We start from the raw sequence: 20,971 nt of genomic DNA, 5'->3' as shown, positions 1-20,971 counted from the left end.
CAGAGGAGACACCAGTGAAAGCACTCAGATTCGTCGGAGAGAACCGGGCCGAGGTCGCGAACCTCGACATCCCGACCATTGCGGCGGACGAGGTTCTGATCGCCGCACGATCGGTCGGCGTCTGCCATTCCGATATCGAACTGCTCGAGGGCCGCTACATCATCCCGTTCGAGTACCCGATCATCCCCGGCCACGAATGGTCCGGTGAGGTGGCGAAGGTGGGTGCCGACGTCGACGGCGTCCAGGTGGGCGACCGTGTCGTCGGAGAATGCGTCATCGGCGACGACCACTTCGGGTTCTCCATCAGCGGAGCAGCGGCGGAGTTCTTCGTCGTCAAACCTGCTTGGCTGCACAAGCTTCCCGATGAGGTGTCGTTCACCAGCGGCGCTCTCGTCGAACCGTTCAGTTGCGGCTACTACGCGCTGATGCGCGCCGGGAACGTCAATGCGAGCGACGTACTCGTCGTGCTCGGAGCCGGACCGATCGGGCTCGGGGTGGTTGCAGGTGGCGCTGCTCTCGGGGCGACGACCATCGTGGTCGAACCTTCCGAGGGACGTCGAGAAGCAGCGCTGAAACTCGGTGCCGCACATGCGGTCACCCCGGACGAGGTGGACGAACTACTCGACCGGGTGAGCAGCGGCCGAGGTGCCGATGTCGTCATCGAGGCAACGGGCCGTCCCGAGGTGATGGCCAGTGCGCTCGAACTCGCCGGGCATCGCGCCCGGGTGGTGTACATCGGCATCGACGTCGGACGATCGGCATCGGCGAAACTGGGGCTCATCCAATCCAAGGAACTCGACATCCGCGGCGCGATCGGCTCGCCGGGCGTGTGGCCGGCGACGCTGCGTTTCATCGCCAGGAGTGGGCTCGATCTCGGCGGACTGGTGACGCGCGAAATCGCGGCCGACGATGCCGTGACCGCTCTCGACGAGGCGCAGAAGCCCGCCGAGAACATCAAGGTGCACATCACCTTCGACGCAACTCTCTGAACCCTGAACCCTGAACCCTGAACACATACGACACCGAGGACCCTTCATGTCTCGTCTGAACGCCAAAGTCGCCATCGTCACCGGATCCGGTAAGGGGATGGGCCGCGCCATGGCAACGCTGTTCGCTGCACAAGGTGCTGCCGTCGCGGTCACCGACGTCTCCGAGAAGGACGGACTTGAGACCGTCCGACTGATCGAGGAACAGGGCGGTCGGGCGGCGTTCTGGCGATTGGATGTCAGTGACGAAGCAGAGGTGTCCTCGGTGTTCGAGCAGGTGTCCGCGGCGTTCGGAAAGCTCGACATCCTCGTCAACAACGCCGGCATCTCCGGTGTCGACAAGCCCACCCACGAGGTCACCGAGGCGGAATGGGACGCAGTCTTCGCGGTCGATGTGAAGGGCGTCTTCTTCTGCACCAAGCACGCAATCGGACATCTTCGGGCCAACGGCGGTGGCAGCATCGTCAACATCTCGTCGATCTACGGACTCGTCGGATCGCACGAGATGGCCCCGTATCACGCGGCCAAGGGCGCGGTCACGATCATGACGAAGAAGGATGCGGTGACGTACGGACGGGACGGCATCAGGGTCAACTCCGTCCACCCCGGCACCATTCTGACTCCGTTCGTGCGTGAGCTGGCCGAGCGCAGCGAGGGTGGACTGCGCGGCTACCTCGACATCATGGAGCCCAAGCATCCGATCGGTCACGTCGGTGAGCCGGAGGATGTCGCCAACGCGGTTCTGTTCCTGGCCAGCGACGAGGCCCGTTTCGTCCATGGCGCGGCACTGGTGGTCGACGGCGGCTACACGGCCGTGTGAGACCGCGTCACTTTTGCCGACCGACCACGAACCAGATTGCGACGCAGGTCTCGTCGTGTGGGTTGCTCAGTCGGTGCGGAATGGACGAGTCGAAATGGAGACTGTCGCCCGGGTCGAGCACCTGGCGGGCGAAGGCGACCTGGATCTCCAATCGTCCGGACAGAATGTGGATGTATTCCTTGCCGCCGTGGTTCATCAGGTTGTCCGCGGGGCAGGATTCGGTCCCGGCGGGGTAGGTGACTCGGAGGAACTCCACCTCCGGGTCGTCGTCCGGTGTCAGGCGTTCCCAACGGACACCGCCGAGGTACAACTCGGGTCGTTCGTCGGCGCGCTGCAGGCCGGGAAGCGCTCCCACCTCCGGGAGCGGCTGAACCGAGGACGGTCGCGCACTGCCGTTCGCGTGGGCTACCTCGGCTCGGTCCGCGAGCTTGGGTCGAGCCGACGGTGTGGGCCGCGGGGATTCGAGGTCATGCGGTGCTACATCTTCGGCCATCAGAGAGTCGAGCGAGAGACCCAGCTCGGTGACCATGGCGTACAGCGTGCCGACCGACGGTGCCGTTCGGCCGAGCTCGACCTGAGAGATGAAGCTGGGGGACAGGTGAACTCGACGGGCCATCTCGCGCAGCGACATGTTCGCCTTCTCTCGCGCTCCACGCAGTCGCAGGCCCATCTGCGCGTTCATCTGAACGGCTGTCTCGGTCGATTCGACCTCGACGCTCTCTTCGGTCATTCTTCCGCCGCCTCCCACCTCTGCCTTCAACGTCTCCCCCTGATACCGGGTGTACGCACCCACTGGACGGACCGTAGTGCATCGATTGTCTCACCGATCGGTCATTCCGCTGTTCTACGTTCTTGCACAGGTTTTCGTGTCGTAAACGCTTGGCACTGAACATGTGCAGTGTTACTCTACACTGCAAGAAGTAGCGTGCATCACATTCGAATTTCGTCCAGGAGGAATCGTGCCCGACACCATGCAGGCCGCCGTGTACTACGGCGCGCGCGACATCCGCGTCGAGGAGGTTCCAGTTCCGCGACGCGCGTCGGGTGAGGCGCTCGTACGCGTTCTGCGCTCGGGTATCTGCGGTACCGACGCCTCGGAATGGGTGGCCGGACCCAAGACCTTCCCGGTGCTGCGGCGGCACCCCAACAGTGGACATCAGGGCCCGCTGATCCTCGGCCACGAATTCGTCGGCGAGGTCGTGGAAGCAGACCCCGACTCCGAGAACAAGATCGGCGATCTGGTGGCCACCGGGGCCGGAATCTGGTGTGGCACATGCCGACGCTGCAAGGAAGGCCGCACCAACCAGTGCGCGACCTACAAGACCCTCGGACTCAACGTCGACGGCGGCATGGCGGAGTTCGCGAGCGTCCCGTCGAAGACGCTGCGAGCGTTGCCCGAAGGGCTGTCCATCGACTACGCCGGACTCGCTCAGCCGTTGGCCGTCGGCATTCACGCTGCGCGGCGCTCGGGTGCCCGCGACGGTGACAACGTCGTCGTCATCGGTGCCGGGGCTATCGGCTCGTTCGTCCTCGCCGGCCTGAAGCACCTGGTGGATGTCGATGTCACCGTCGTCGACTTTCCGGGGAAGCGGCTCGATCGTGCGACGCGCCTCGGAGCGCATCGCACGATCGGTCCGTCCGAGGACCTCGGCGCGGAGATCATCTCAGCCCTGGGCGGAAAGAAACCGGACGTCGTCATCGAAGCGAGCGGAGCGCCCGGCCAATTGGTCTCGGCGTTGACCATGGTGGCCGATGGTGGCCGCGTGCTCGCAGTAGGAATTCCCAAAGAGAAACCGGAGCTGGATGTGCATTCGCTCGTCTTTCGAGAGATCACCCTCGAAACCACCTTGGCCCACGTGTGCGACACCGATCTACCTGCCGCACTGGACATTCTGAACACCGGACCGCTCGGCCAGGAGCTGGCCGAAGCACCCGTGGGGTTGGCAGATCTGCCCGCGGCACTGGAGCGGCTCTCGACCGGCAAGGTCGAAGGCAAAGTCCTCATCGATCCGGCTGTTCGATGAGCGCGCCCAGCAGAGCGGCGCTCGTGATCGGTGCCACCGGGATTGCCGGCCAGACGATCTCGCGTCAGCTCGTCGACGCAGGGTGGACCACCTACGGTCTGGCCCGCGGCACGACCAATCCGGTCGAGGGCGTGGTGCCGGTCTCGGCGAATCTGCTCGATCCGGAGTCGTTGGCTGCAGCACTCGAGGGCGTCGACCCGGAGATCGTGTTCATCACCGCTTGGATGAAGCAGGACTCGGAGGCCGAGAACATCGAGGTCAACGGCAGTATCGTCCGCAACGTCCTCGGCGCATTGAAAGGCAAGTCCGCGTTGCGTCACGTCGCTCTCATGACCGGCCTGAAGCACTACCTCGGACCGTTCGACGATTACGCGACCGGTGTCATGGCCGAAACTCCGTTCCACGAGAGCGAACCCAGGCTGCCGAACCCGAACTTCTACTACACCCAAGAGGACGAACTGTTCGCGGCGTCGGAAAGGCAGGGGTTCACCTGGAGCGTGCACCGCGCGCACACCGTCTTCGGTTACGCGGTGGGGAACGCGATGAACATGGCGCTCACCCTGGGCGTGTACGCCGAGATCTGCCGCGAGACCGGTGCGCCGTTCGTGTTCCCCGGCTCGGACACCCAGTGGAACGGGTTGACCGATATCACCGATGCGGACCTTCTCGCCGAGCAGATGATCTGGGCGGCAACACATGTCGAGGGCGAGAACGAACCGTTCAACATCGCGAACGGTGATGTGTTCCGATGGCGCTGGATGTGGCCACAGATCGCGGAGGAGTTCGGCGTCGAACCCGTCGGTTTCGCCGATGCCCCCAAGCCGCTCGACGAGCGAATGGGTGACGCCGCGAAGGTCTGGTCCGAGATCGCGGCGAAGCACGATCTGGCCGAAGCAGATGTCGACCGCCTTGCGTCCTGGTGGCACACAGACGGCGACCTGGGCCGCGACATCGAATGCCTGACCGATATGACGAAGAGCCGCCAGGCCGGTTTCCTCGGGTTCCGATCCACGTTCGAGAGTTTCATGGACAAGATCGAGAGTTACCGCGCGGCCGGAATCCTTCCGAGGAGTCAGCGATGAACGAACAGTCGCAGTTCGCGAACAAAGGTGCAATCGTCACCGGTGCCGGCAGCGGTATCGGTCGAGCAGTGGCGCATCGGTTGGCGTCGTTGGGTGCCCGGGTACTCGCCGTCGACATGAACATGGCGGCCGCAGAGCGCACGGCAGCGGAGTCGGAGGGCGAGATCCATCCGTTCGCCGCCGACGTGTCCGTGCACGATCAGGTGAAAGCGTATGCGGATGCCGCGACCTCGCTGATCGGTGAACCGCGACTGTTCTTCAACAACGCCGGTGTCGAGGGGGTGCACAAGTCCATCGTCGATACCACCGAGAGCGAATGGCGATCGGTGGTCGACGTCAACCTCAACGGGATGTTCTTCGGGCTCAAGAACGTGCTTCCGCTGCTGCAGCGGTCAGGGGGTGGAGCGGTGGTCAACACCGGTTCGATTCTCAGCCTCAAGGGCGCTCCCAATCGGTCCGACTACGTGGTGACCAAGCATGCGGTTCTCGGGCTGACCCGCAGTGCTGCAGCCGAATCCGCGGCCCACGGGATTCGGGTGAACTGCATCTGCCCCGGACCGGTCGACACTCCGTTGATGTCGAGGTCCGAGAGTCTGGTCAACCCGGAGGATCCGAACTTCGAGCGCGACCGGTTCATCGAAGGCACACCGCTCCGGCGGTACGGATCTCCCGAGGAGATCGCCGAGCTGGTGGTCTTCTTGCTGCGCGAGGACGTCGGCTATCAGACCGGTTCCGCAGTCACCATCGACGGCGGAATCACCGCGGTCTGACGCAGGATCATCCCTTCACACAGATTTTTCGACTTCAGGAGAAAGCTATGCGCGCCGCGGTATTTCACGACCGACACGATGTACGGGTAGAAGACGTTCCGGCCCCGAAGGTCGGCCCTGGCGAGGTTCTGCTTCGACCGTTCTTCTGCGGCATCTGCGGAACGGACCTGCACGAGTACGCCTTCGGTCCGATCGTCATTCCGACCGAACCCCACGCACTGACCGGTGCGAAAGCGCCGCAGGTGTTCGGCCACGAATTCTCGGCGCGCGTAGTCGAGATCGGCTCCGACGTCGAGTCGGTCGCGGTGGGCGATCGCGTCTCGGTGATGCCGCTCGTCACCTGCGGTAAGTGCTACTACTGCCGGCGCGGACTGAACCACCTGTGTGTGATCATGGCCTGCACCGGTCTGAGCTGGGGCGGCGGAGGAATCTCCGAACTTGTTGCGGTGCAGGAACAGCAGGTGTCGGTGCTTCCGGACAGCGTCAGCGATGTTCAGGGCGCGCTGATCGAGCCGGCAGCGGTCGCCGCCTATGGCGTCGACTGCACCGGGTTGCGAGCCGGGGACACCATTCTCATCACCGGTGCGGGACCGATCGGTGCCCTGTCCGCTCTGTACGCGCATGCGTCGGGCGCGGCAAAGATCATCGTGTCGGAGCCGAATGCCAAGCGCCGAGCGCTGATCGAGGCATTCGGTATCGCAGAGGTTCTGGATCCGACGGTGCAGGATGTCCCGGCTGCGGTCCGTGCCCTCACCGGCGGTATCGGAGTCGATGCCGCAGCGGAATGCTCGGGTCACCAGCACGGATTGACGGCCGCACTGGACAGCGTCCGCTCCGGAGGAACCGTCGCTCAGGTCGGTCTGCACGTGAAGCCCGCGACGATCGATCCAATGGCCATGTCCAACAAGGACCTGACTCTGGTAGGCACCTGGTGCTACCCGGTGTACGACTGGCCGCGCATCATCGCGCTGGTCGCCTCGGGCCGCTATCCGGTGGAGAAAGTGGTCAGCGAGATCATCGACGTCGAGAACATCGTCGCCGACGGATTCGAGCGGCTGCTGGACCCGAACGGTGACGCCCAGAAGCTTCTGGTGCGGGTCGGCGACGCACCGACGTCCTGATCGACACCGAGTACTTGCACTGACGTTCCGCCCCACGCTAGGAGAGACAATGCACATCGGATTCGCCGGAGTCGGCCGCATGGGTACCCATATGGTGCGCCGCTTCCTCGAGGCGGGCCACACGGTCACCGCCTACGACCTGTACCTGACGGCGGAGACAGCGCCTGCCGGCCTCGTCGATCTGGGAATGACGATCACCACGACGCCCGCTGATCTGGCGCGCGCCGAGATTTCCTTCAGCATGTTGCCCGATGCCGCTGCAACCGAGGAGGTGCTGTTCGGTGAGCACGGCATCGCCACGGCAGGCGCGTCGAAGCACCTTCATGTGGTGATGGGAACGGTCGGACCGACCGCCGTGCGCGAGTTCGCCGAGCGGGCAGCAGGTTCGGGCACCGCGGTGGTCGACGCTCCGGTGTCGGGCAGTGTGAGCCTGGCCGAGACCGGGCAGATCACGACGATGGTCGGGTGCGACGACTATCAGTTCGCCTACCTCAAGCCGATCCTCGAGGCAGTGACGCGCGCGCAGTTCCATACTGGTGCGGCCGGCACCGCCTCGGTGGCCAAGCTTGCCGTCAATTCGGTTCTCGCAGCACTGAACCAGGCCGTTGCCGAAGCGTTGATTCTCGGTGAGTCGGCCGGTTTGGCACCGTCAGCCCTGTACGAGGTGCTGGGTTCGAGTGCGGTGGCTGCGCCGTACGTCGGGTACAAGAAGGAACACTTTCTGGATCCGGCCGCTGCGGGCGTGGCATTTCCGTTGTCGCTCTTGCACAAGGACGTGGGCCTCGGGCTCGCCTTGGCCCGCGACCATGCTCTCGATCTGCCCCAGGCCACGACCGTCGGGAACGTTCTCGACCGGGCGTTGGACTCCGGACTCGGGGCGAAGGACATGGCCGCAGTTCTCGAATTCTTGCAGTCGTCCGAGCGCTGACCGTCAGGCCATAGCCTCGTACGCCGCCCGCACGTACTGCTCCGCTCGGTCGGAGCCGATGATTCCGGGACCCATTCGGTTCATCACGTACGAGATGGTCAGCTTCGATTCCGGGTGCAGGATGGTCAGTGATCCGCCCCAGCCGCCCCAGAAGCAGATCTTGCCGTCGGGGATGTAGGGCATCGATTCGTGCTGTGGCAGAGCGAATCCCAGGCCGAAGCGCAACGGAATACCCAGGGCCAGATCGACTCCGGTGGATTGCTCCTCGAAGATCGAGTCGATCGTCTCCGGGCTGAGCAGCCGCACGCCGTCGACGGTACCGCCGCGGGAGATGACCGACATAATTCTTGCAACCGACCCTGCGTTGCCGTGCCCGTTGAGTGCACCCATGTCCGCGTCGCGCCACGCCGGGGTATTCGCGGACGCGGCCTGCACCAACGGTCCGAGGAATGTCTTGCGACGCACCATCGTCGGGTCGGGCACAGCAACATCGGACGGCGGGGGCGGAGGTACGACGTCGGCGATCCGGGCCCAGTCGGACTTCTTGGCACCGATCTGGAAGTCGGCACCGAGGGGTCCGGCGACCTCCTCGGCCACGAACTGCCGCAACGATCTTCCGGTGACGCGGCGGACGAGTTCTCCGATTAGGTGGCCTTGGCTGGCCGCGTGATACCCCGACGTGGTGCGTGAGTCCCACCACGGAGCCTGCGCAGCCAGACGCGAGGTCGACAGGTCCCAGTCGTAGAGGTCGTCTTCGCTGAACGGTCGGTCCCATCCCGAGACGCCGGAGGTGTGCGACAGCAGGTGCCGAACCGCGATGTCCTGCTTGCCTGCGGCCGCGAACTCGGGCCAGTAGGTCGCGACCGGCGCATCCGGATCGAGATGTCCGCGGTCGATGAGCATCAGTGCCGCCAGGCACGTCACCATCTTCGTGGTCGACCACACGTTGGTGATCGTGTCCGACTCCCACGGCAGCTGACGCTCGGTGTCGCGGTAGCCACCCCAGAGGTCGACCGCGGTGTGGCCGTCGATGTCGACCACAATGGATGCGCCGAGCTCCTCTCCGCTGTCGAGGTTGGCGGCCAACGCGTCGCGCACGCCCACGAAGCGGGGGTCGCAGTGACCGTCAATCCCCATGTGATGCACCGAGAACGCGGTGGACGGCGAGTTCGACGTAGGCGTCGGCGACGTCGTCGATGGTGAGTTCGCCGCCGTCGTGGAACCAGTTGCTGATGCCGTTGAGCATGTCGGTCAGCGCGAACGACGCCAGCCGTGCATCCGGAACGGTGAACTCGCCACTGCGCATTCCGGCGGTGATGACGTCGCGGACGCGTCGTTGGTACTGGCGGCGGTAATCCTCGATGGTCGAGCGATGCTCGGGGGTGAGCGAGGCCAGCTCGTGCAGCCCCACGATGTACTCCACCCGTCGACGGTTCAGATGCACCAGGTGCGCACACACCAGAGACGACATGCGCTCGGTAGGGGTTCCGGCCGCGTCGAGCAGTGGCAGGTTCTCCTCGGCCGGTTCTTGGGTGACCGTCAGACAGATGGCGAAGAGGATGTCTTCCTTGGACGGGAAGTGATGGTAGAGGCTGGCACCCTTGATGCCGACGGCGTCGGCGATATCGCGCATCCCCACGTTCGAGTAACCCTCACGCGCAAAGATATTCGCGGCATTGGCGACGATGTCGTCTCGCCGCTGGCGGGTCCGAACTTGACGGGGTAAAGCAGTGACCCCGGCCGGCTGCGTCGAATCAGGCTGCGGTGAATGTGGCTGAGTCATACGGTCTCCTCGACCGCCGCCCGCATCCGCAGTTCACGCTTGAGGATCTTCCCCTGTGGGTCGACGGGCAGCTCGGCCACGATGTGTACCGACTTCGGTGCCTTGTACGACGCCAACTCGGTGCGGCAGAACTCGATGATCGCAGCCGGGTCGGCGGTCACCCCGTCGCGCGCGATGACGAAGGCGGTCACGGCCTCGGACCAGTACGGGTCGGGAACTCCGACGACGGCGGCACGCAGCACATCCGGGTGAGTGTGGATGGTGCGTTCCACTTCCTGCGACGACACGTTCATCCCTCCCGACTTGATCATGTCCTTCATCCGATCGTAGAAGAACAGGTTGCCATCGGCGTCGATGCGCACCATGTCGCCGGTGTGCACCCAGCCGTCGCGGAACACCTCGGCGGTGCGCTCGGGGTCCTTGAAGTAGCCCAGCATCACCGATGGAGTGCGGCAGAGCAATTCACCGATCTCGCTCTCGTTGCCCGTGGGGTCGACCACCTTGATCTCGAGATGGGTGACGGGCTTGCCGATCCACGACGCGTCGCCGTCGGGAATGTCGTCGAGGGTCGTGAACCAGCCGACGGAGCCGAGCTGCGAAAGTTCGGACTGCCCCCAGTAGGTGCCCCAGATGGCCTCGGGTGCCGCGGCGGCCCAGGCGCTGATCGTGTGCGGTGACACCTGGCCACCGTAGGTGAGGCAGCGCCGCACCTGGCTCACGGCCTCGGGTCCGAACTGTGCGTCACGGGCCAGCGCCAGGTAGAACGTGGGGGTTTGCGCGATGACCGAGATCTTCTCGGCGGCGATGATGCGCAGTGATTGAGCCGGGTCGACCGTCGCGGGCAGCACGAGGGTGGCACCCATCAGCGTGAGCGTGGTCATCGAGCCGAGTCCGGCGATGGTGTGGAAGGGCATGACGAACAGCCAGGTGTCCTCCGGTCCCGTGCGCAGGCCCCAACTCCACGCGGGCGCGGTGGAGATGAGGAAGTTGCGGTGCGGAATCATGACTCCCTTGGGAGCCGCTTCGGTTCCGGAGGTGTAGATGACCATCGCGACGTCGTTCTCGTCCATCTCGACGTCCGGCTCGGTGGACGGGGTGTTCGCCGCCAGTGCGGCGTATTCGGTACCGAACGTCACCAGGGTGGTGGTCTCCGGCTTCACCGAGGAGATGATCTCGGCGTAGGCCGGATCGGCCACCACAACAGTCGGTTCCGCGTGTTCGAGCTGGTGCTTCACCTCGGCGGCGCGGTACATCACGTTGATGCCGGTGAAGGCCGCACCGGCCTTGAGGGTTCCGTAGTACGCCACCACCACATCGACGCTGTTACGAGCCATCGATGCGACGCGGTCACCCGAGGTCACTCCGTGATCGACCAGCAGGTTGGCGAACTGGTTTGCGCGAGAGTCCAGTTCGCCGTACGTGGTGACCTCGCGAGTGCCGTCCGCCGCGTAGCTGATGAGCGCAACCTTGTTCGGCTGAGTCCGCGCATGGCGACGCAGTTGATCGCCGATGGTGGCGCGGCCGATGGGGGAGCGGTGGTGGATGGCAGTACCGGGCACGGCGGACTCCTCGAGGTGCGAGCTGTTGGTCAGAGGGCGGGGGAGAGGGCAGCGGAGTCGAACATCGGCTGCGAGAACGTCTCTGCCGCAACGATCTGCTCCACCGGATCACGGGTGAGCTTGCGCGGAAACGACTTCTCGGGATATCCGACGGCGATGTGTGCGGCGGTGATGTAGTCGTCCGGGATGCCGAGCAGTTCGCGAATGGCGGGTTCCTCGTGGCACAGCAGCGTTGTCACTGCGGTCGCGACGCCCTGATCGCGCAGGCTCAGACACAGGTTCTGCACGGTCGGGTAGATGGATGCGCCGCCGACGACGGAGAGTCGACCGAGTTCGTGGTCGGTGGGGTGCAGTCCGTCCAATGCGGCACAGACCACCACGATGGCGGGCACCTCGGCGAGGTGACGGGCGAAGTAGTCGGCGTCCTGCACGGTCTTCGGCAATGCGCCGACGGCGACGGTTCCGCCGGTGATGCCGGCGAAGTAGGCGTCCCACATCGGGAGGTACAGATCGGCGAGGGCCTGCTTGCGGGCGGCATCGCGCACGACGATCCACCGCACGGGCTGACGATTGCCGCCCTGCGGGCCGAAGCGGGCGACGTCGAACGCGGCCTTGAACACCTCGTCGGGAACGGGATCGCTGAGGTACCGCCTGCAGGTGCCGGTGGTGCGCATCGCCTCGGTGAGTTCCATAGTGTTTCCCTTCGCCTGTCCGCTGTTAGGTAGTGCCATGAAGCATCATGTGGCGTGGGCCACATTGTCAAGGCTCGATTTGCTGTGAATCTCTAGATCGCGAAACCCTTGCGCAGAATTGCCTAACCGTGGTTAGTTGAGCTGTCGGAGTGGGATGGAGCAGCTCGCAACAGGAGGTACCGGTGTCCACAGACGCAGCAAAGGCAGCGGAGACCGTGGGTGGGGTTGATCGGGACCGGGTAGATCGGGACCGGCTCTCACGTGCTCTCGCCGCTGCCAACCTGCCCACGCTGGTTGCGGTGCTCTATCAGTTGACCGGAGATCCCGCGTGGCTCGCCGATCCGTATCGCCCGACGCGTAGCCGGGGCATGGACAACAACGACACGGGCGGATTCGACGTCGCGGTTGCCGACCGCATTCGTGCCGCAGCGCTCGATGCGATCTGCGCGTTCGGTGAGGGTGCGCCGATGGCGGTGCCCTCGCCCGATTCGGAGCACCTCGTCGAGATGATCAGCGTGGCTGTCGGTGAGCAGGTTCCTCCCGAGTTCGGCGTCATGGTCGCCGAGGACATGGGCTTCACTGCCTCGGACACTCCGGTAGCGGCTCCGAACGATCTGTCGGTCATCGTGATCGGTGCCGGCGTCTCCGGAATGCTCGCCGCCATCAAGCTGCACGAGGCGGGCATCAACCACGTTGTGCTGGAGAAGAACTCCGACGTGGGCGGTGGTTGGTTCGAGAACACCTACCCCGGTGCGGGCGTCGACACCCCCAGTCACCTGTACTCCTACTCCTTCGCGCCGCGGGCCTGGCGCACCCACTTCGGCAAGCGCGACGAGGTGTGGCAGTACCTCAGCGATGTCGCGTCCGAACACGATCTGCGGCAACGCATTCGCTTCGACACCGAGGTGGCGACCGCCGAATACGACGCGCAGCGTCAGGGCTGGACCGTCCGGACGGTCGACGGCGACACGCTGACCGCCGACGTGGTGATCACCGCTACCGGTCAGCTCAATCGGCCGAAGGTGCCCCACATTCCCGGGCTCGAGTCGTTCGAGGGGCCGATCTTTCATACCGCGAACTGGCCGGCCGATCTGGATCTGACCGGTAAGCGCGTCGCCATCGTCGGCACCGGGGCCAGCGCCATGCAGGTGCTGCCGGCCATCACGTCGACGGTGGGGCATGCGACGGTCTTCCAGCGTTCGCCGCAGTGGGTGTCGTCGAGCGACGTGTATTTCACCGAGATGGGCGAGGACGCGAACTACCTGATGGATGTCGTTCCGCTGTATCGCCTTTGGTACCGGACCAGGCTGGCCTGGAACTTCAACGATCGTGTGCACAGCTCGCTGCAGGTCGATCCCGAATGGGAGCATCCGCAACGCTCGATCAACCCGATGAACGACGCCCATCGTCGGGTGTTCACCCGCTACATCGAACGCGAGCTCGAGGGCAGGCCGGATCTGATCGAGAAGTCGCTTCCCGATTACCCGCCCTTCGGCAAGCGGATGCTGCTCGACAACGGCTGGTACGCCGCGCTCAAGCGCGACAACGTCACGCTCATCGCCGACGCGGTCTCCTCGATCACCGCCAACTCGGTTGTTGCGCAGGATGGTTCGGAGACCGAGGTGGATGTGGTGATCCTCGCGACGGGCTTCGAGACCCACAAGCTGTTGACGCCGATCGACGTGCGCGGCCGAGCGGGTGAGTCCATTCGCGATATCTGGGGTCCGGAGGATGCGCACGCGTATCTCGGCATCACCGTCCCGGACTTCCCGAACTTCTTCATCACCTGCGGTCCAGGCACGGTACTGGGTCACGGCGGCAGTTACATCACCATCGCCGAATGCCAGGTGCGCTACATCGTCGATGTGTTGATCGACATGGTGGACAAGCGAATCGGAGCCATCGAGTGCAAGGCAGACGTTGAGGAGGAGTACGTCCGTAAGCACGACGAGGCGCACGCGAAGATGATCTGGTCTCACGGCGGCATGGACAACTGGTATCGCAACGACGCCGGACGCGTGGTCTCGACATTGCCATGGCGCATCGTCGATTACTGGGAGATGACGAGGCGGGCCGATCTGGACGACTTTGTCATGGAGCCTGGACGGGATGAGGCTCGCTGATCAGTTGGATGTTGCCTGCTCCATCGAGAGTACGAATCCGTGTCCGCCGCCCGCGTCGCAGATCATCGCTTCGACGCGGGAGAAGCAGGTGAATCCGTTGAACGTGATGGAGGTGTTGTATTCCAACGGCTGTGCATTCTCGACACCGAACACTCCTTGGTTGAAGCAGGTGGGAGTCACTTTGCCGGGGTCGAGGTAGAAGCCTTTGGACAACATGTCCACGGTGAAGGTCGAGTTCGGGGAACAGTCGGCCTCGGCACCGTCGGGAACGGGTGCGTTTGATGACTGGCAACCCGAGGAGAACGGCCCGGTGCCGATCTTGCAATAGATGTTGCCCGACGGCGACTTCCAGCCCACCTGGTTGCCGTACGCGGTGTATCGGGCCGGGTCGACGGGGGTGATGGGTGCCGTGTTGTTCGCCGGATCGGCGTCCGTTTCACTGGTCGCGGCGGGGGCTTCGGCTGATTCGCCGGAACCCTCGGTACCGGCGTTCGACGGTGCTGCGATGGTCACCTGAGGAGGCGCGGGTATCTGCGCGGCGACGCTGGTCGTCGGGGCCGGATCGGCGGCGGGTGCATCCTGGTTTCCGCAGGCCGTGAGTACAGCTGTCGTGAGTACTGCGGCAAGCGCGAGTTTGCGGACCATCGAGAACTCCTTCATCAGAATGCGATGTTGACGTCGCGGGAGATCATGAAGCCCCGGTCGCCGTCGTAGCAGGTGATGCCGGCTTCGTCGGAGCGGCAGAAGGTGCCGGTGACTCCGATGACCTGGCCGTATTGAAGAACTTGGACGCCGCCGCTGTTCGGGTCGCCGACGAAGATCCCCTGGTTGGTGCAGATCTGTTCGACGGTGCCGTCTTGGCGAATCTGGACTCCGTAGGTGTTGGTTGCTGTGTTGGCGCATTCGCGTCCAGTATTGCCCGGCACCGAGTAGCGGACCTGGCAGCCGACGATGGTCCCCGGTGCGTTGGACGAGTTGAATCCGCAGTCCACATTTCCGCTGGGGGAGGTGAAGAAGTACTGCCCGCCGGCTTGCTCGAAGTCGCGTGCATCGACATTGACGTCGTCGCGGTTCGGAGCGGGCGGCACAGCAACCGTGCCTGAATCGGCTGGCTGCTCGAGCGCAGGAGCGGCCACTTCGGGTGTCTCGACGCTGGGTGCATCCCCGGCCTCGGGGGCACCGTCATCGGACGGAGCGGATGCGGCGCTGGTGGCCGGTGTGGGTGGGTTGCTCACCGGCTCGTCGGCGCCGCAGGCCGTGGCTGCGAGAGCGGTAGCGGCGATCAGCGCGCATGTGGCCACGATTGTGCAGACTTGCCTCATTCGATGGTCCTCACCGGTGGCTGCGGAGTGCATCACCTCTGATCAGTGAATCGAACGGGCCAAGTGGTCTGTTAACGTCTTTCGTGTCACGACCCCATCACGAATCGGTATACGAGTGGTCCTTTTGTCGCCGTGGCTGCGAGGGTGGGTCGGGTAAAGACTCAAGAACCACTTGATGTTTCAGGTTCAACCTGGAGTTCTTGGTTCGATGTCACGAGCGATCCGGTATCTCGTTGTGCGACATGATCGAAAGGCATGCTGTATGCGAAAAACATTGCGGCGAGCGGTCGTATCGATCGCACTGACAATTCCCCTGATACTCGGTATCGGCACGGGAGCGGCCGTGGCAGCGCCGCAGACCACGCTGCTCCAGATTCCGGTCGTCACCGGTTTCCAGATCGCACCCGGCGCCGTGCCCGGTGGGTTGTTCCAGACCATTCCGATGAAGGCCACGGTCGGTACCGAGCCGGGTGTTCTGCTGCTGTCCGCGGCGAATGTTGCACCGTACGCAGACCAGTACCCGTACCGAAGTCTCGGTGTGAGCTGGCGGAACTGGGACATCGGATTCCGTGGAAACGTGGGACTGCGGCACTGGCAGGAAGACCCCGACCCTGGCCCGCCCAACGACCTGCCGCCGCTGCGCGGAGAACAATTGCCACTCGAGGTCGCTCTACCCACAGGCAGCGGTTGGGTCGAAATCACCGTGACCCACTACCGCGATTACTACTACGGAGAGCCCTACGCCGACACGTTGATCCCGGGCAAAGGCCTGATCTACGTGCCCTGATCGTTCACCCGAAAGGAAACTCGATGCGGAAATCGATCCGATGCGGTGTCGCCGCCCTGGCGCTGACCGTCCCCCTGGTCTTCGGCATAGGTGCCGGAACTGCAACCGCTGCGCCGCAGGAGTCGGTACTTCAGGTACCCGTCGTCACAGGTCCCGAATTCGGCCCTGTGGGCGTTCCCGGCGGGCTTATCCAGACAATTCCGATCAAGGCGACGGTCGGTGAGAAGCCGGGTGAGGTGCGCTTCGCCGCCGCCGACATCCGGCCTTACTACTACCAGTTCAATTACCGGCACCTAACGGTCAACTGGCGCAACTTGTCCACCGGTGCAGTGGGCTCCGCAGGCCTGCGGCACTGGATCGATGAGGTCGATCGGACTCAACCCGCCAATCAGGGTGGCTCGCAGGCATATCGCCTGCCCCTCGAGGTGACGGCTCAGACGGGTGCAGGTCCGGTGTTCGTGACGGTCACCCATGATCGAGAAAATCCTGATGCGTCGAACGCTCTGATCCCCGGTGTGGGTGTGTTGTTCGTTCCCTGACACGCGGTGCTACAGGCGTTCACGTACCCAGATCGCCCGCGATATCCGCAGCGGCGAGCATCGAGACCAGGAGCGGCACAACTCGTTTGGCGGCGATTCGATAGTCGCCGCGACCGTGCTGCTCCACGATGTTTGCCGAACCCAGCGTCTTGAGGTGGTGATAGATCTGGCCGGACGACCCGAGTCCCACGGCTGCGAGGAGATCTGCCGCGTTCGCAGGGCCGCGCAGCAGCGTTCGCACGATCTGCAGTCGCACCGGATGTCCCAGAGCAGCAAACACTTCCGATGCGGAGGGAACCGGCAGTTCCACGATGGCGTCGGGGGAGTAGCCGATGTCCCAGCGGACGGTGCCGTACAGATGCACGTCGCCTTGGTAGGCGATCAAGCCGCCGGTCGACGGTGCGGCCTCGAGCTGCTGGGGAGCGTCGCGTCGTTCCAGTTCGGCGACGCGGGCTTCCAGCTCTGCCAGTCTCGATTCGAACTCTGCGTTCACACCACGCAGGCTATCCGGTCGAGAACCTCGGGTGAGAGCATCGCCTCGACGATGAGTTGCTGTTGCACGCCGGCTCCCGCATACGCTTGCTCGAATCTGTCTGCAGAAAGACCATCGGTGAGCCACACGGCCGTCGCCACCGTTCCATCGGTGCGCCGTAGCTCGAATCCCTGGGTGAGCACCCCGGGAAGGCTGCCGCCTTTGAACCCGACACCGAGAACGCCGTCACCGGCGGGTTGCCATTCCAGTTGGCGCAGAATGGTGTCGGATGCCGCGCCGTAGGTCTTGTCCGTGAAGGCGCGATACATTCCGTTCAGTTCTGCTGCCGAACCGCCGCGGAAACTGCTCTCAACCCTGGATACCTGGTCCTCGTAGGTCGGCACTTGCACGGACGCCTCGGCCTGTGCCCGGAACTGCGGGTCGAATGCCCACTTCTGTGCGGTCTCCCAGGGATCTGCATCGGCGAGTTCGGGATCGAAGATCGAGAGCATCTCGGCCACCATGCTCGGTAGCTCGAAGTTCTCCCATCCTCCGGCGGCTGCGGCGTCGACGAGTGCTTGATCGCCGAGTCGGTATCGCAGGTAGTCGGGAACCGAGTTGTCGCTTTCCTGGATCATGGCCGAGACCATGTCGTCGATGCGGACCGTGGCATTGGGGTCGGTTGCGTTGGTGCCGGCGTTGGCAATGCCCAACCGGGTCAAGGCCTTCGGATGCGCGTTGGCGTCGGTACCGGGTACGTACCACCGCTCCCAATCCGTCAGGGCCACCTGCTCGTTGGGGTCGATGGCGCCGTTCGCGACTGCCTGCGCGTAGGCGGCAAGATGCACCACCTTGATCGCGGATGCGAGTACTTGATCCTGGTCGGCCCGATGCTCGACGGTTCGGCCGCGGCCGTCGTCGATGACGAGGCTGACGGTGTCGGGCGCCTGATCGATCAGTCCGATCCACCCGTCCTCGGTGGCGAGGTCGGTGGACGTGACGGGTGCACAGTTCTCCGGCGTCGGGGTTGTGGTGGTCGTTGCAGCTGCGTCGGTGTCGGTGGCGCATCCACCCACCAGCAGTACGGCTGCACAGGCTGCCGAGATCCAATCCGAGCGTCGCATCGAGTTCTCCCATCTGCTATTCCGTAATTCCGGAATAACCATAGAAGATGGTCGAGTGATCTGACAACCCTGCTTCTGGCCTTCATCCGATGCCTGTCAGTGCCGACAGTGCTTCGGTGGGGATTGCGCGGTAGTACCCGAAACCTGCGGCGCGTTGGCAACCGTCGAGCTCGAAGGACACGAATGATCTGCCCGAGCCGTCAGGACGGCGTAGTTCGGTCGATGCAATGCGGGTACTGATCTCGTTGCAGGCCGGTGCGAGGGGTGCGTTCGCTACCGACCTCACGATCGATGCGCTCTCCGCTCGGCCGAGAGTCGTCGAAGTCCCAGCCGCAGAGACGATGGAGTCCGGTGGTAGTTCCTCGGCAGCCAGAGGATTCGATGTACGAACTGTGCACAACTGCAACTGGTCCACATCGTCTATCGGCATCACCAACGACGGAACCACCGGACCATCTTGTGACCGTTCGCGTTCCTCGGCAGCAGCCACGTCCTCCGGTGTCGTGTTGTCGAAACCCTGTCCGTACGGACTGCTTTCGCACGAGGTGTTGTACCGATTGTCGATGCCAGTCGGGTGAGGCGACCTGGACACTTCGTTGAGGTCGGCGAGTGCCTCCATCGGTGCGTTCTGTAGACCGCACGGGCTCGCCGGCCATGCCGGTCGAAACGCTTTGCCGGCCTCGTTCACGAACCACAGACCGACCGGCGGGTCCATGGCGTACACACACGACGCTACGACGCCGTCGGGAAAGCGCTTCGAATCGGCCGAAAACGCAGCATCCACGGCGTGGATATTGCCTTCGAGCCGTACCGAGTCCACCGTCATGCCCCCGGCTTCGTCGGTGCCCCGCTCACATCTCACCACCGCAACCGGCTGAAAAGTGGCCGGTGGGTATCCCGGATCCGGTGCATCGGACGTCAGCGCCGGATCCCATGGCCCCGAGCCAGTCAGTCCTGTGTAGATGCTCTGGGCCAGACAGTCAGGGGAGGAAACAATTGTCGCTGTAGGCGGGCGGTACGAGACGTCGTCGATGAACGGGTTCAGGCTCGACGAGCACGCCGGCGACGCCAACACCACGGTGCCGACGAGAATCAGCTGAGACCTCACGCCGCTCATGACGGAAGGGTAGCTGCCGAGGACACCGTGAGCGACGGTTCACGACCTGAACGACTGTGTCGCCTCGTCTGTCGTACTGTCCGCTCGCCGAACGAGGTGGCCGGTCGCGCGAAACGTGAACAACAGCCCGATGACGGTAGCCCCCACTACGTCGCTCGTGCGGTAGTCCGCATTGTTGGCACATACGCGTACGAACTCGCTCTGCGGGATCGGTCGCTCCCGCACGATGAGTTCTCCTGACGTGCCGTCGGTTTCGCGGAGGTCGTCGCCCTGGACCCTGTTGACGATCGAGCCGCAAACGACTCGGTTGTTTCCTACGCTTTCAGTGGACACCGAGAAAGGAGTCAGCAGGGCCCACCCGGCGGAAAGCAGGGCGGCAGTAGCGATCAGGCCACAGGCCAGTGCCCACAGTGTGCGCAGCTTTTGCGGCCGTCGCACCCGCCACCAGCAGTAATTGGCCGCTCCGCCGAATGCGGCGAGCAGAAGCCACCATTGCCAATCCGAGTTGAAGACCAACCAATACGTGGACACCACGAGGATCACCCAGAATGCCGTGGTGAACCATTTGGGATGCACCTGACCGAGTCGCCCGTGCAGCTGCATGCTCATCGCTACATCATGGCCGCTTGCCGGCGGGGGCGTCGTCACGAGCGGGCGGAAGTCGGTCTCAGGTGCGTCGGTACTCGACCGTTCAGAACAACGTGGGTGCGGTGTAGCGGCCGTGGCGTGCTTCGTTGAGTCGGGCGCTCCAGCGCTGCACGAGCCACATTTCGACGAGCTCGGGGCTGGTGCCGATGTCGGTGGCCCATGCGGTGATGAGTTCGACGTAACGGTCGTAGCGACGACGAGTGAATCCGGTGACGGACGGGGCTTCGAGCCACCCTTCGTGGATGAGTGTCGAGACTCCGTACTGGTCGATCAGCTGCGCAGGTCCGCCGTAGACCGACGCCTTCACAGCCCACAGGAACGTGGCCATCAGGGACATTCCGACGCCGGGTGCATCGGGCCAGCCGGACCAGGTCGAGTTCGGATGGTCCGGCACCACGCGGTTGCGGACGCAGCTATCGAGCACAGCGAGAGTCTTGGCGACGGGGTTCTCGTCGGGACGGCTGAGGTGCGGGTTCATGACGTCGGGGAAGCGCCGCATCGCTCTGCGGTGCCGGTGACTGCCCTGCCAGGCCGCGCAGAGAAACAGCAGGCCGAGCGAATCGTGTTCGCCTGCAGCCAGATCGGTGCCGAACCGAAGATCGTTGCGCTGCACCGTGGCACCGCCGTACTCGACGATCTCTCCGTCGAGATTGCGGCCGCGGAGTCGGAGATCATGACCTGCCCGGTCGAGGTGGCCGTTCCACCAATCCAGGTCCACTTCCACACCGTCGTCGAGGACATGCAGGTCGTAGCTGCGGTGCTGACACCACTGCACACAGGCCGTGGGCGGCGGGAACCCCTCGTCGAGTCGTGACATATCGCCATCGAAGCATCGGGTACCGACACAGTTGTTGGCGTTTTCGATGTCACTGCGAACTGTCGGTCCCATATGGAACTGTGGGGTCTGGTTAGCCATCAGAACGAACAGGGGAGTGCCGGTGACCGTTTGCCGACATTGCTGTCGACAGGCCACTCGTCGACGTGGTGATCGACGCCATCGACGCGGACACTGACCTGTTCGATGAGGTCAGGTACTACGTGCTCGTAGCGCTCGAAGGGCCGACGGCACAATAA

22 protein-coding genes are annotated in these 20,971 nt (G+C 64.1%); 10 read left to right on the top strand and 12 right to left on the bottom strand.

The genetic code is table 11. From position 1 onward, the window contains the following. The first annotated feature begins 14 nt into the window (after positions 1 to 14). Both R4P57_RS19110 and R4P57_RS19105 read left to right on the top strand, forming a co-directional pair. Entirely contained in the window at positions 15 to 989 is a 975-nt protein-coding gene (locus R4P57_RS19110; RefSeq protein WP_317804403.1) for a zinc-dependent alcohol dehydrogenase, read from the top strand. A gap of 46 nt (positions 990 to 1,035) precedes the next feature. Next, on the top strand, positions 1,036 to 1,806 hold the full coding sequence (locus R4P57_RS19105; protein ID WP_317804402.1) for a glucose 1-dehydrogenase: 771 nt from the start codon (positions 1,036 to 1,038) through the stop codon (positions 1,804 to 1,806). A 7-nt stretch (positions 1,807 to 1,813) separates the two neighbouring features. On the opposite strand, the gene R4P57_RS19100 is transcribed toward R4P57_RS19105, so the two are convergent. Further along, positions 1,814 to 2,599 (bottom strand): XRE family transcriptional regulator, encoded by a 786-nt coding sequence (locus tag R4P57_RS19100; protein ID WP_317804401.1) that lies wholly within the window; start codon positions 2,597 to 2,599, stop codon positions 1,814 to 1,816. Positions 2,600 to 2,765: 166 nt separating this feature from the next. On the opposite strand from R4P57_RS19100, the gene R4P57_RS19095 reads away from it, so the two are divergent. Genes R4P57_RS19095 through R4P57_RS19075 form a run of 5 tightly spaced genes read left to right on the top strand, consistent with a single transcriptional unit; the run spans position 2,766 to position 7,731 of the window. Further along, a complete protein-coding gene (locus tag R4P57_RS19095) occupies positions 2,766 to 3,830 on the top strand; it encodes a zinc-dependent alcohol dehydrogenase (RefSeq protein ID WP_317804400.1) in 1,065 nt (354 codons plus the stop codon). After that, positions 3,827 to 4,912, top strand: coding sequence for an SDR family oxidoreductase (locus R4P57_RS19090; RefSeq protein WP_317804399.1), 1,086 nt, complete (start codon positions 3,827 to 3,829; stop codon positions 4,910 to 4,912). Before R4P57_RS19095 ends, R4P57_RS19090 begins: the two co-directional genes overlap by 4 nt. Beyond that, the gene (locus R4P57_RS19085) at positions 4,909 to 5,682 is read left to right on the top strand and encodes an SDR family oxidoreductase (protein WP_317804398.1); all 774 of its coding nucleotides are present in this window, start codon (positions 4,909 to 4,911) and stop codon (positions 5,680 to 5,682) included. Before R4P57_RS19090 ends, R4P57_RS19085 begins: the two co-directional genes overlap by 4 nt. Before the next feature lie 47 nt (positions 5,683 to 5,729). Beyond that, positions 5,730 to 6,803, top strand: coding sequence for a 2,3-butanediol dehydrogenase (locus R4P57_RS19080; protein ID WP_032384831.1), 1,074 nt, complete (start codon positions 5,730 to 5,732; stop codon positions 6,801 to 6,803). 49 nt (positions 6,804 to 6,852) lie between these two features. Then, on the top strand, positions 6,853 to 7,731 hold the full coding sequence (locus tag R4P57_RS19075; RefSeq protein ID WP_317804396.1) for an NAD(P)-dependent oxidoreductase: 879 nt from the start codon (positions 6,853 to 6,855) through the stop codon (positions 7,729 to 7,731). 3 nt (positions 7,732 to 7,734) lie between these two features. Here R4P57_RS19075 and R4P57_RS19070 read toward each other — a convergent pair whose 3' ends face one another. From R4P57_RS19070 to R4P57_RS19055, 4 genes are read right to left on the bottom strand one after another with little or no spacing between them, the layout of a single operon-like run. After that, a complete protein-coding gene (locus tag R4P57_RS19070; protein ID WP_317804395.1) occupies positions 7,735 to 8,868 on the bottom strand; it encodes a serine hydrolase domain-containing protein in 1,134 nt (377 codons plus the stop codon). Next, complete coding sequence (locus R4P57_RS19065) at positions 8,858 to 9,514, bottom strand: TetR/AcrR family transcriptional regulator (RefSeq protein ID WP_317804394.1); 657 nt, start codon at positions 9,512 to 9,514, stop codon at positions 8,858 to 8,860. The genes R4P57_RS19070 and R4P57_RS19065 overlap by 11 nt, the downstream gene beginning before the upstream one ends. Next, positions 9,511 to 11,073 (bottom strand): class I adenylate-forming enzyme family protein, encoded by a 1,563-nt coding sequence (locus tag R4P57_RS19060; RefSeq protein ID WP_317804393.1) that lies wholly within the window; start codon positions 11,071 to 11,073, stop codon positions 9,511 to 9,513. Before R4P57_RS19060 ends, R4P57_RS19065 begins: the two co-directional genes overlap by 4 nt. A gap of 29 nt (positions 11,074 to 11,102) precedes the next feature. Then, positions 11,103 to 11,765: a nitroreductase family protein gene (locus R4P57_RS19055; RefSeq protein ID WP_032383742.1), complete on the bottom strand. Its 663-nt coding sequence runs from the start codon at positions 11,763 to 11,765 to the stop codon at positions 11,103 to 11,105. 182 nt (positions 11,766 to 11,947) lie between these two features. Here R4P57_RS19055 and R4P57_RS19050 point away from each other — a divergent pair, with 182 nt between their 5' ends. Beyond that, positions 11,948 to 13,888, top strand: coding sequence for an NAD(P)/FAD-dependent oxidoreductase (locus tag R4P57_RS19050; RefSeq protein WP_317804392.1), 1,941 nt, complete (start codon positions 11,948 to 11,950; stop codon positions 13,886 to 13,888). On the opposite strand, the gene R4P57_RS19045 is transcribed toward R4P57_RS19050, so the two are convergent. Further along, entirely contained in the window at positions 13,889 to 14,533 is a 645-nt protein-coding gene (locus R4P57_RS19045) for a hypothetical protein (RefSeq protein ID WP_317804391.1), read from the bottom strand. Between the two features lie 14 nt (positions 14,534 to 14,547). Next, complete coding sequence (locus tag R4P57_RS19040; protein ID WP_317804390.1) at positions 14,548 to 15,189, bottom strand: hypothetical protein; 642 nt, start codon at positions 15,187 to 15,189, stop codon at positions 14,548 to 14,550. A 283-nt stretch (positions 15,190 to 15,472) separates the two neighbouring features. On the opposite strand from R4P57_RS19040, the gene R4P57_RS19035 reads away from it, so the two are divergent. Together R4P57_RS19035 and R4P57_RS19030 are read left to right on the top strand one after the other, a co-directional pair. Continuing rightward, positions 15,473 to 15,997 (top strand): hypothetical protein, encoded by a 525-nt coding sequence (locus R4P57_RS19035; RefSeq protein WP_317804389.1) that lies wholly within the window; start codon positions 15,473 to 15,475, stop codon positions 15,995 to 15,997. A gap of 23 nt (positions 15,998 to 16,020) precedes the next feature. Beyond that, entirely contained in the window at positions 16,021 to 16,536 is a 516-nt protein-coding gene (locus R4P57_RS19030; protein WP_317804388.1) for a hypothetical protein, read from the top strand. Between the two features lie 19 nt (positions 16,537 to 16,555). Here the strand turns inward: R4P57_RS19030 and R4P57_RS19025 are convergent, their stop codons facing one another. The 5 genes from R4P57_RS19025 to R4P57_RS19005 all read right to left on the bottom strand — a co-directional run bounded on the left by R4P57_RS19025 (position 16,556) and on the right by R4P57_RS19005 (position 20,714). Beyond that, the gene (locus R4P57_RS19025; RefSeq protein ID WP_317804387.1) at positions 16,556 to 17,029 is read right to left on the bottom strand and encodes a metalloregulator ArsR/SmtB family transcription factor; all 474 of its coding nucleotides are present in this window, start codon (positions 17,027 to 17,029) and stop codon (positions 16,556 to 16,558) included. Further along, positions 17,026 to 18,132 (bottom strand): serine hydrolase, encoded by a 1,107-nt coding sequence (locus R4P57_RS19020; RefSeq protein WP_317804386.1) that lies wholly within the window; start codon positions 18,130 to 18,132, stop codon positions 17,026 to 17,028. The genes R4P57_RS19025 and R4P57_RS19020 overlap by 4 nt, the downstream gene beginning before the upstream one ends. Positions 18,133 to 18,214: 82 nt before the next feature. Next, positions 18,215 to 19,249, bottom strand: coding sequence for a hypothetical protein (locus tag R4P57_RS19015; protein WP_317804385.1), 1,035 nt, complete (start codon positions 19,247 to 19,249; stop codon positions 18,215 to 18,217). 39 nt (positions 19,250 to 19,288) lie between these two features. Then, entirely contained in the window at positions 19,289 to 19,858 is a 570-nt protein-coding gene (locus R4P57_RS19010) for a hypothetical protein (protein ID WP_317804384.1), read from the bottom strand. 82 nt (positions 19,859 to 19,940) lie between these two features. Next, on the bottom strand, positions 19,941 to 20,714 hold the full coding sequence (locus R4P57_RS19005) for a hypothetical protein (protein WP_317804383.1): 774 nt from the start codon (positions 20,712 to 20,714) through the stop codon (positions 19,941 to 19,943). Positions 20,715 to 20,971 lie beyond the last annotated feature (257 nt).

Origin of the sequence: Rhodococcus sp. IEGM 1330, assembly GCF_033142445.1 — a bacterium.
Classification (GTDB): Bacteria; Actinomycetota; Actinomycetes; order Mycobacteriales; family Mycobacteriaceae; genus Rhodococcoides.
Note: the sequence above shows the minus strand (reverse complement) of the source record. Positions and strands in the feature narration are given on the sequence as shown.

What these genes read in the sequence shown, in the direction of transcription:
- R4P57_RS19105 (WP_317804402.1), top strand. Translation starts at nt 1,036, where the DNA reads ATGTCTCGTCTGAACGCCAAAGTCGCCATCGTCACCGGATCCGGTAAG.
- R4P57_RS19090 (WP_317804399.1), top strand. Translation starts at nt 3,827, where the DNA reads ATGAGCGCGCCCAGCAGAGCGGCGCTCGTGATCGGTGCCACCGGGATT.
- R4P57_RS19085 (WP_317804398.1), top strand. Translation starts at nt 4,909, where the DNA reads ATGAACGAACAGTCGCAGTTCGCGAACAAAGGTGCAATCGTCACCGGT.
- R4P57_RS19080 (WP_032384831.1), top strand. Translation starts at nt 5,730, where the DNA reads ATGCGCGCCGCGGTATTTCACGACCGACACGATGTACGGGTAGAAGAC.
- R4P57_RS19075 (WP_317804396.1), top strand. Translation starts at nt 6,853, where the DNA reads ATGCACATCGGATTCGCCGGAGTCGGCCGCATGGGTACCCATATGGTG.
- R4P57_RS19070 (WP_317804395.1), bottom strand. Translation starts at nt 8,868, where the DNA reads ATGGGGATTGACGGTCACTGCGACCCCCGCTTCGTGGGCGTGCGCGAC.
- R4P57_RS19065 (WP_317804394.1), bottom strand. Translation starts at nt 9,514, where the DNA reads ATGACTCAGCCACATTCACCGCAGCCTGATTCGACGCAGCCGGCCGGG.
- R4P57_RS19055 (WP_032383742.1), bottom strand. Translation starts at nt 11,765, where the DNA reads ATGGAACTCACCGAGGCGATGCGCACCACCGGCACCTGCAGGCGGTAC.
- R4P57_RS19045 (WP_317804391.1), bottom strand. Translation starts at nt 14,533, where the DNA reads ATGGTCCGCAAACTCGCGCTTGCCGCAGTACTCACGACAGCTGTACTC.
- R4P57_RS19035 (WP_317804389.1), top strand. Translation starts at nt 15,473, where the DNA reads ATGCGAAAAACATTGCGGCGAGCGGTCGTATCGATCGCACTGACAATT.
- R4P57_RS19030 (WP_317804388.1), top strand. Translation starts at nt 16,021, where the DNA reads ATGCGGAAATCGATCCGATGCGGTGTCGCCGCCCTGGCGCTGACCGTC.
- R4P57_RS19020 (WP_317804386.1), bottom strand. Translation starts at nt 18,132, where the DNA reads ATGCGACGCTCGGATTGGATCTCGGCAGCCTGTGCAGCCGTACTGCTG.
- R4P57_RS19015 (WP_317804385.1), bottom strand. Translation starts at nt 19,249, where the DNA reads ATGAGCGGCGTGAGGTCTCAGCTGATTCTCGTCGGCACCGTGGTGTTG.
- R4P57_RS19010 (WP_317804384.1), bottom strand. Translation starts at nt 19,858, where the DNA reads ATGAGCATGCAGCTGCACGGGCGACTCGGTCAGGTGCATCCCAAATGG.
- R4P57_RS19005 (WP_317804383.1), bottom strand. Translation starts at nt 20,714, where the DNA reads ATGTCACGACTCGACGAGGGGTTCCCGCCGCCCACGGCCTGTGTGCAG.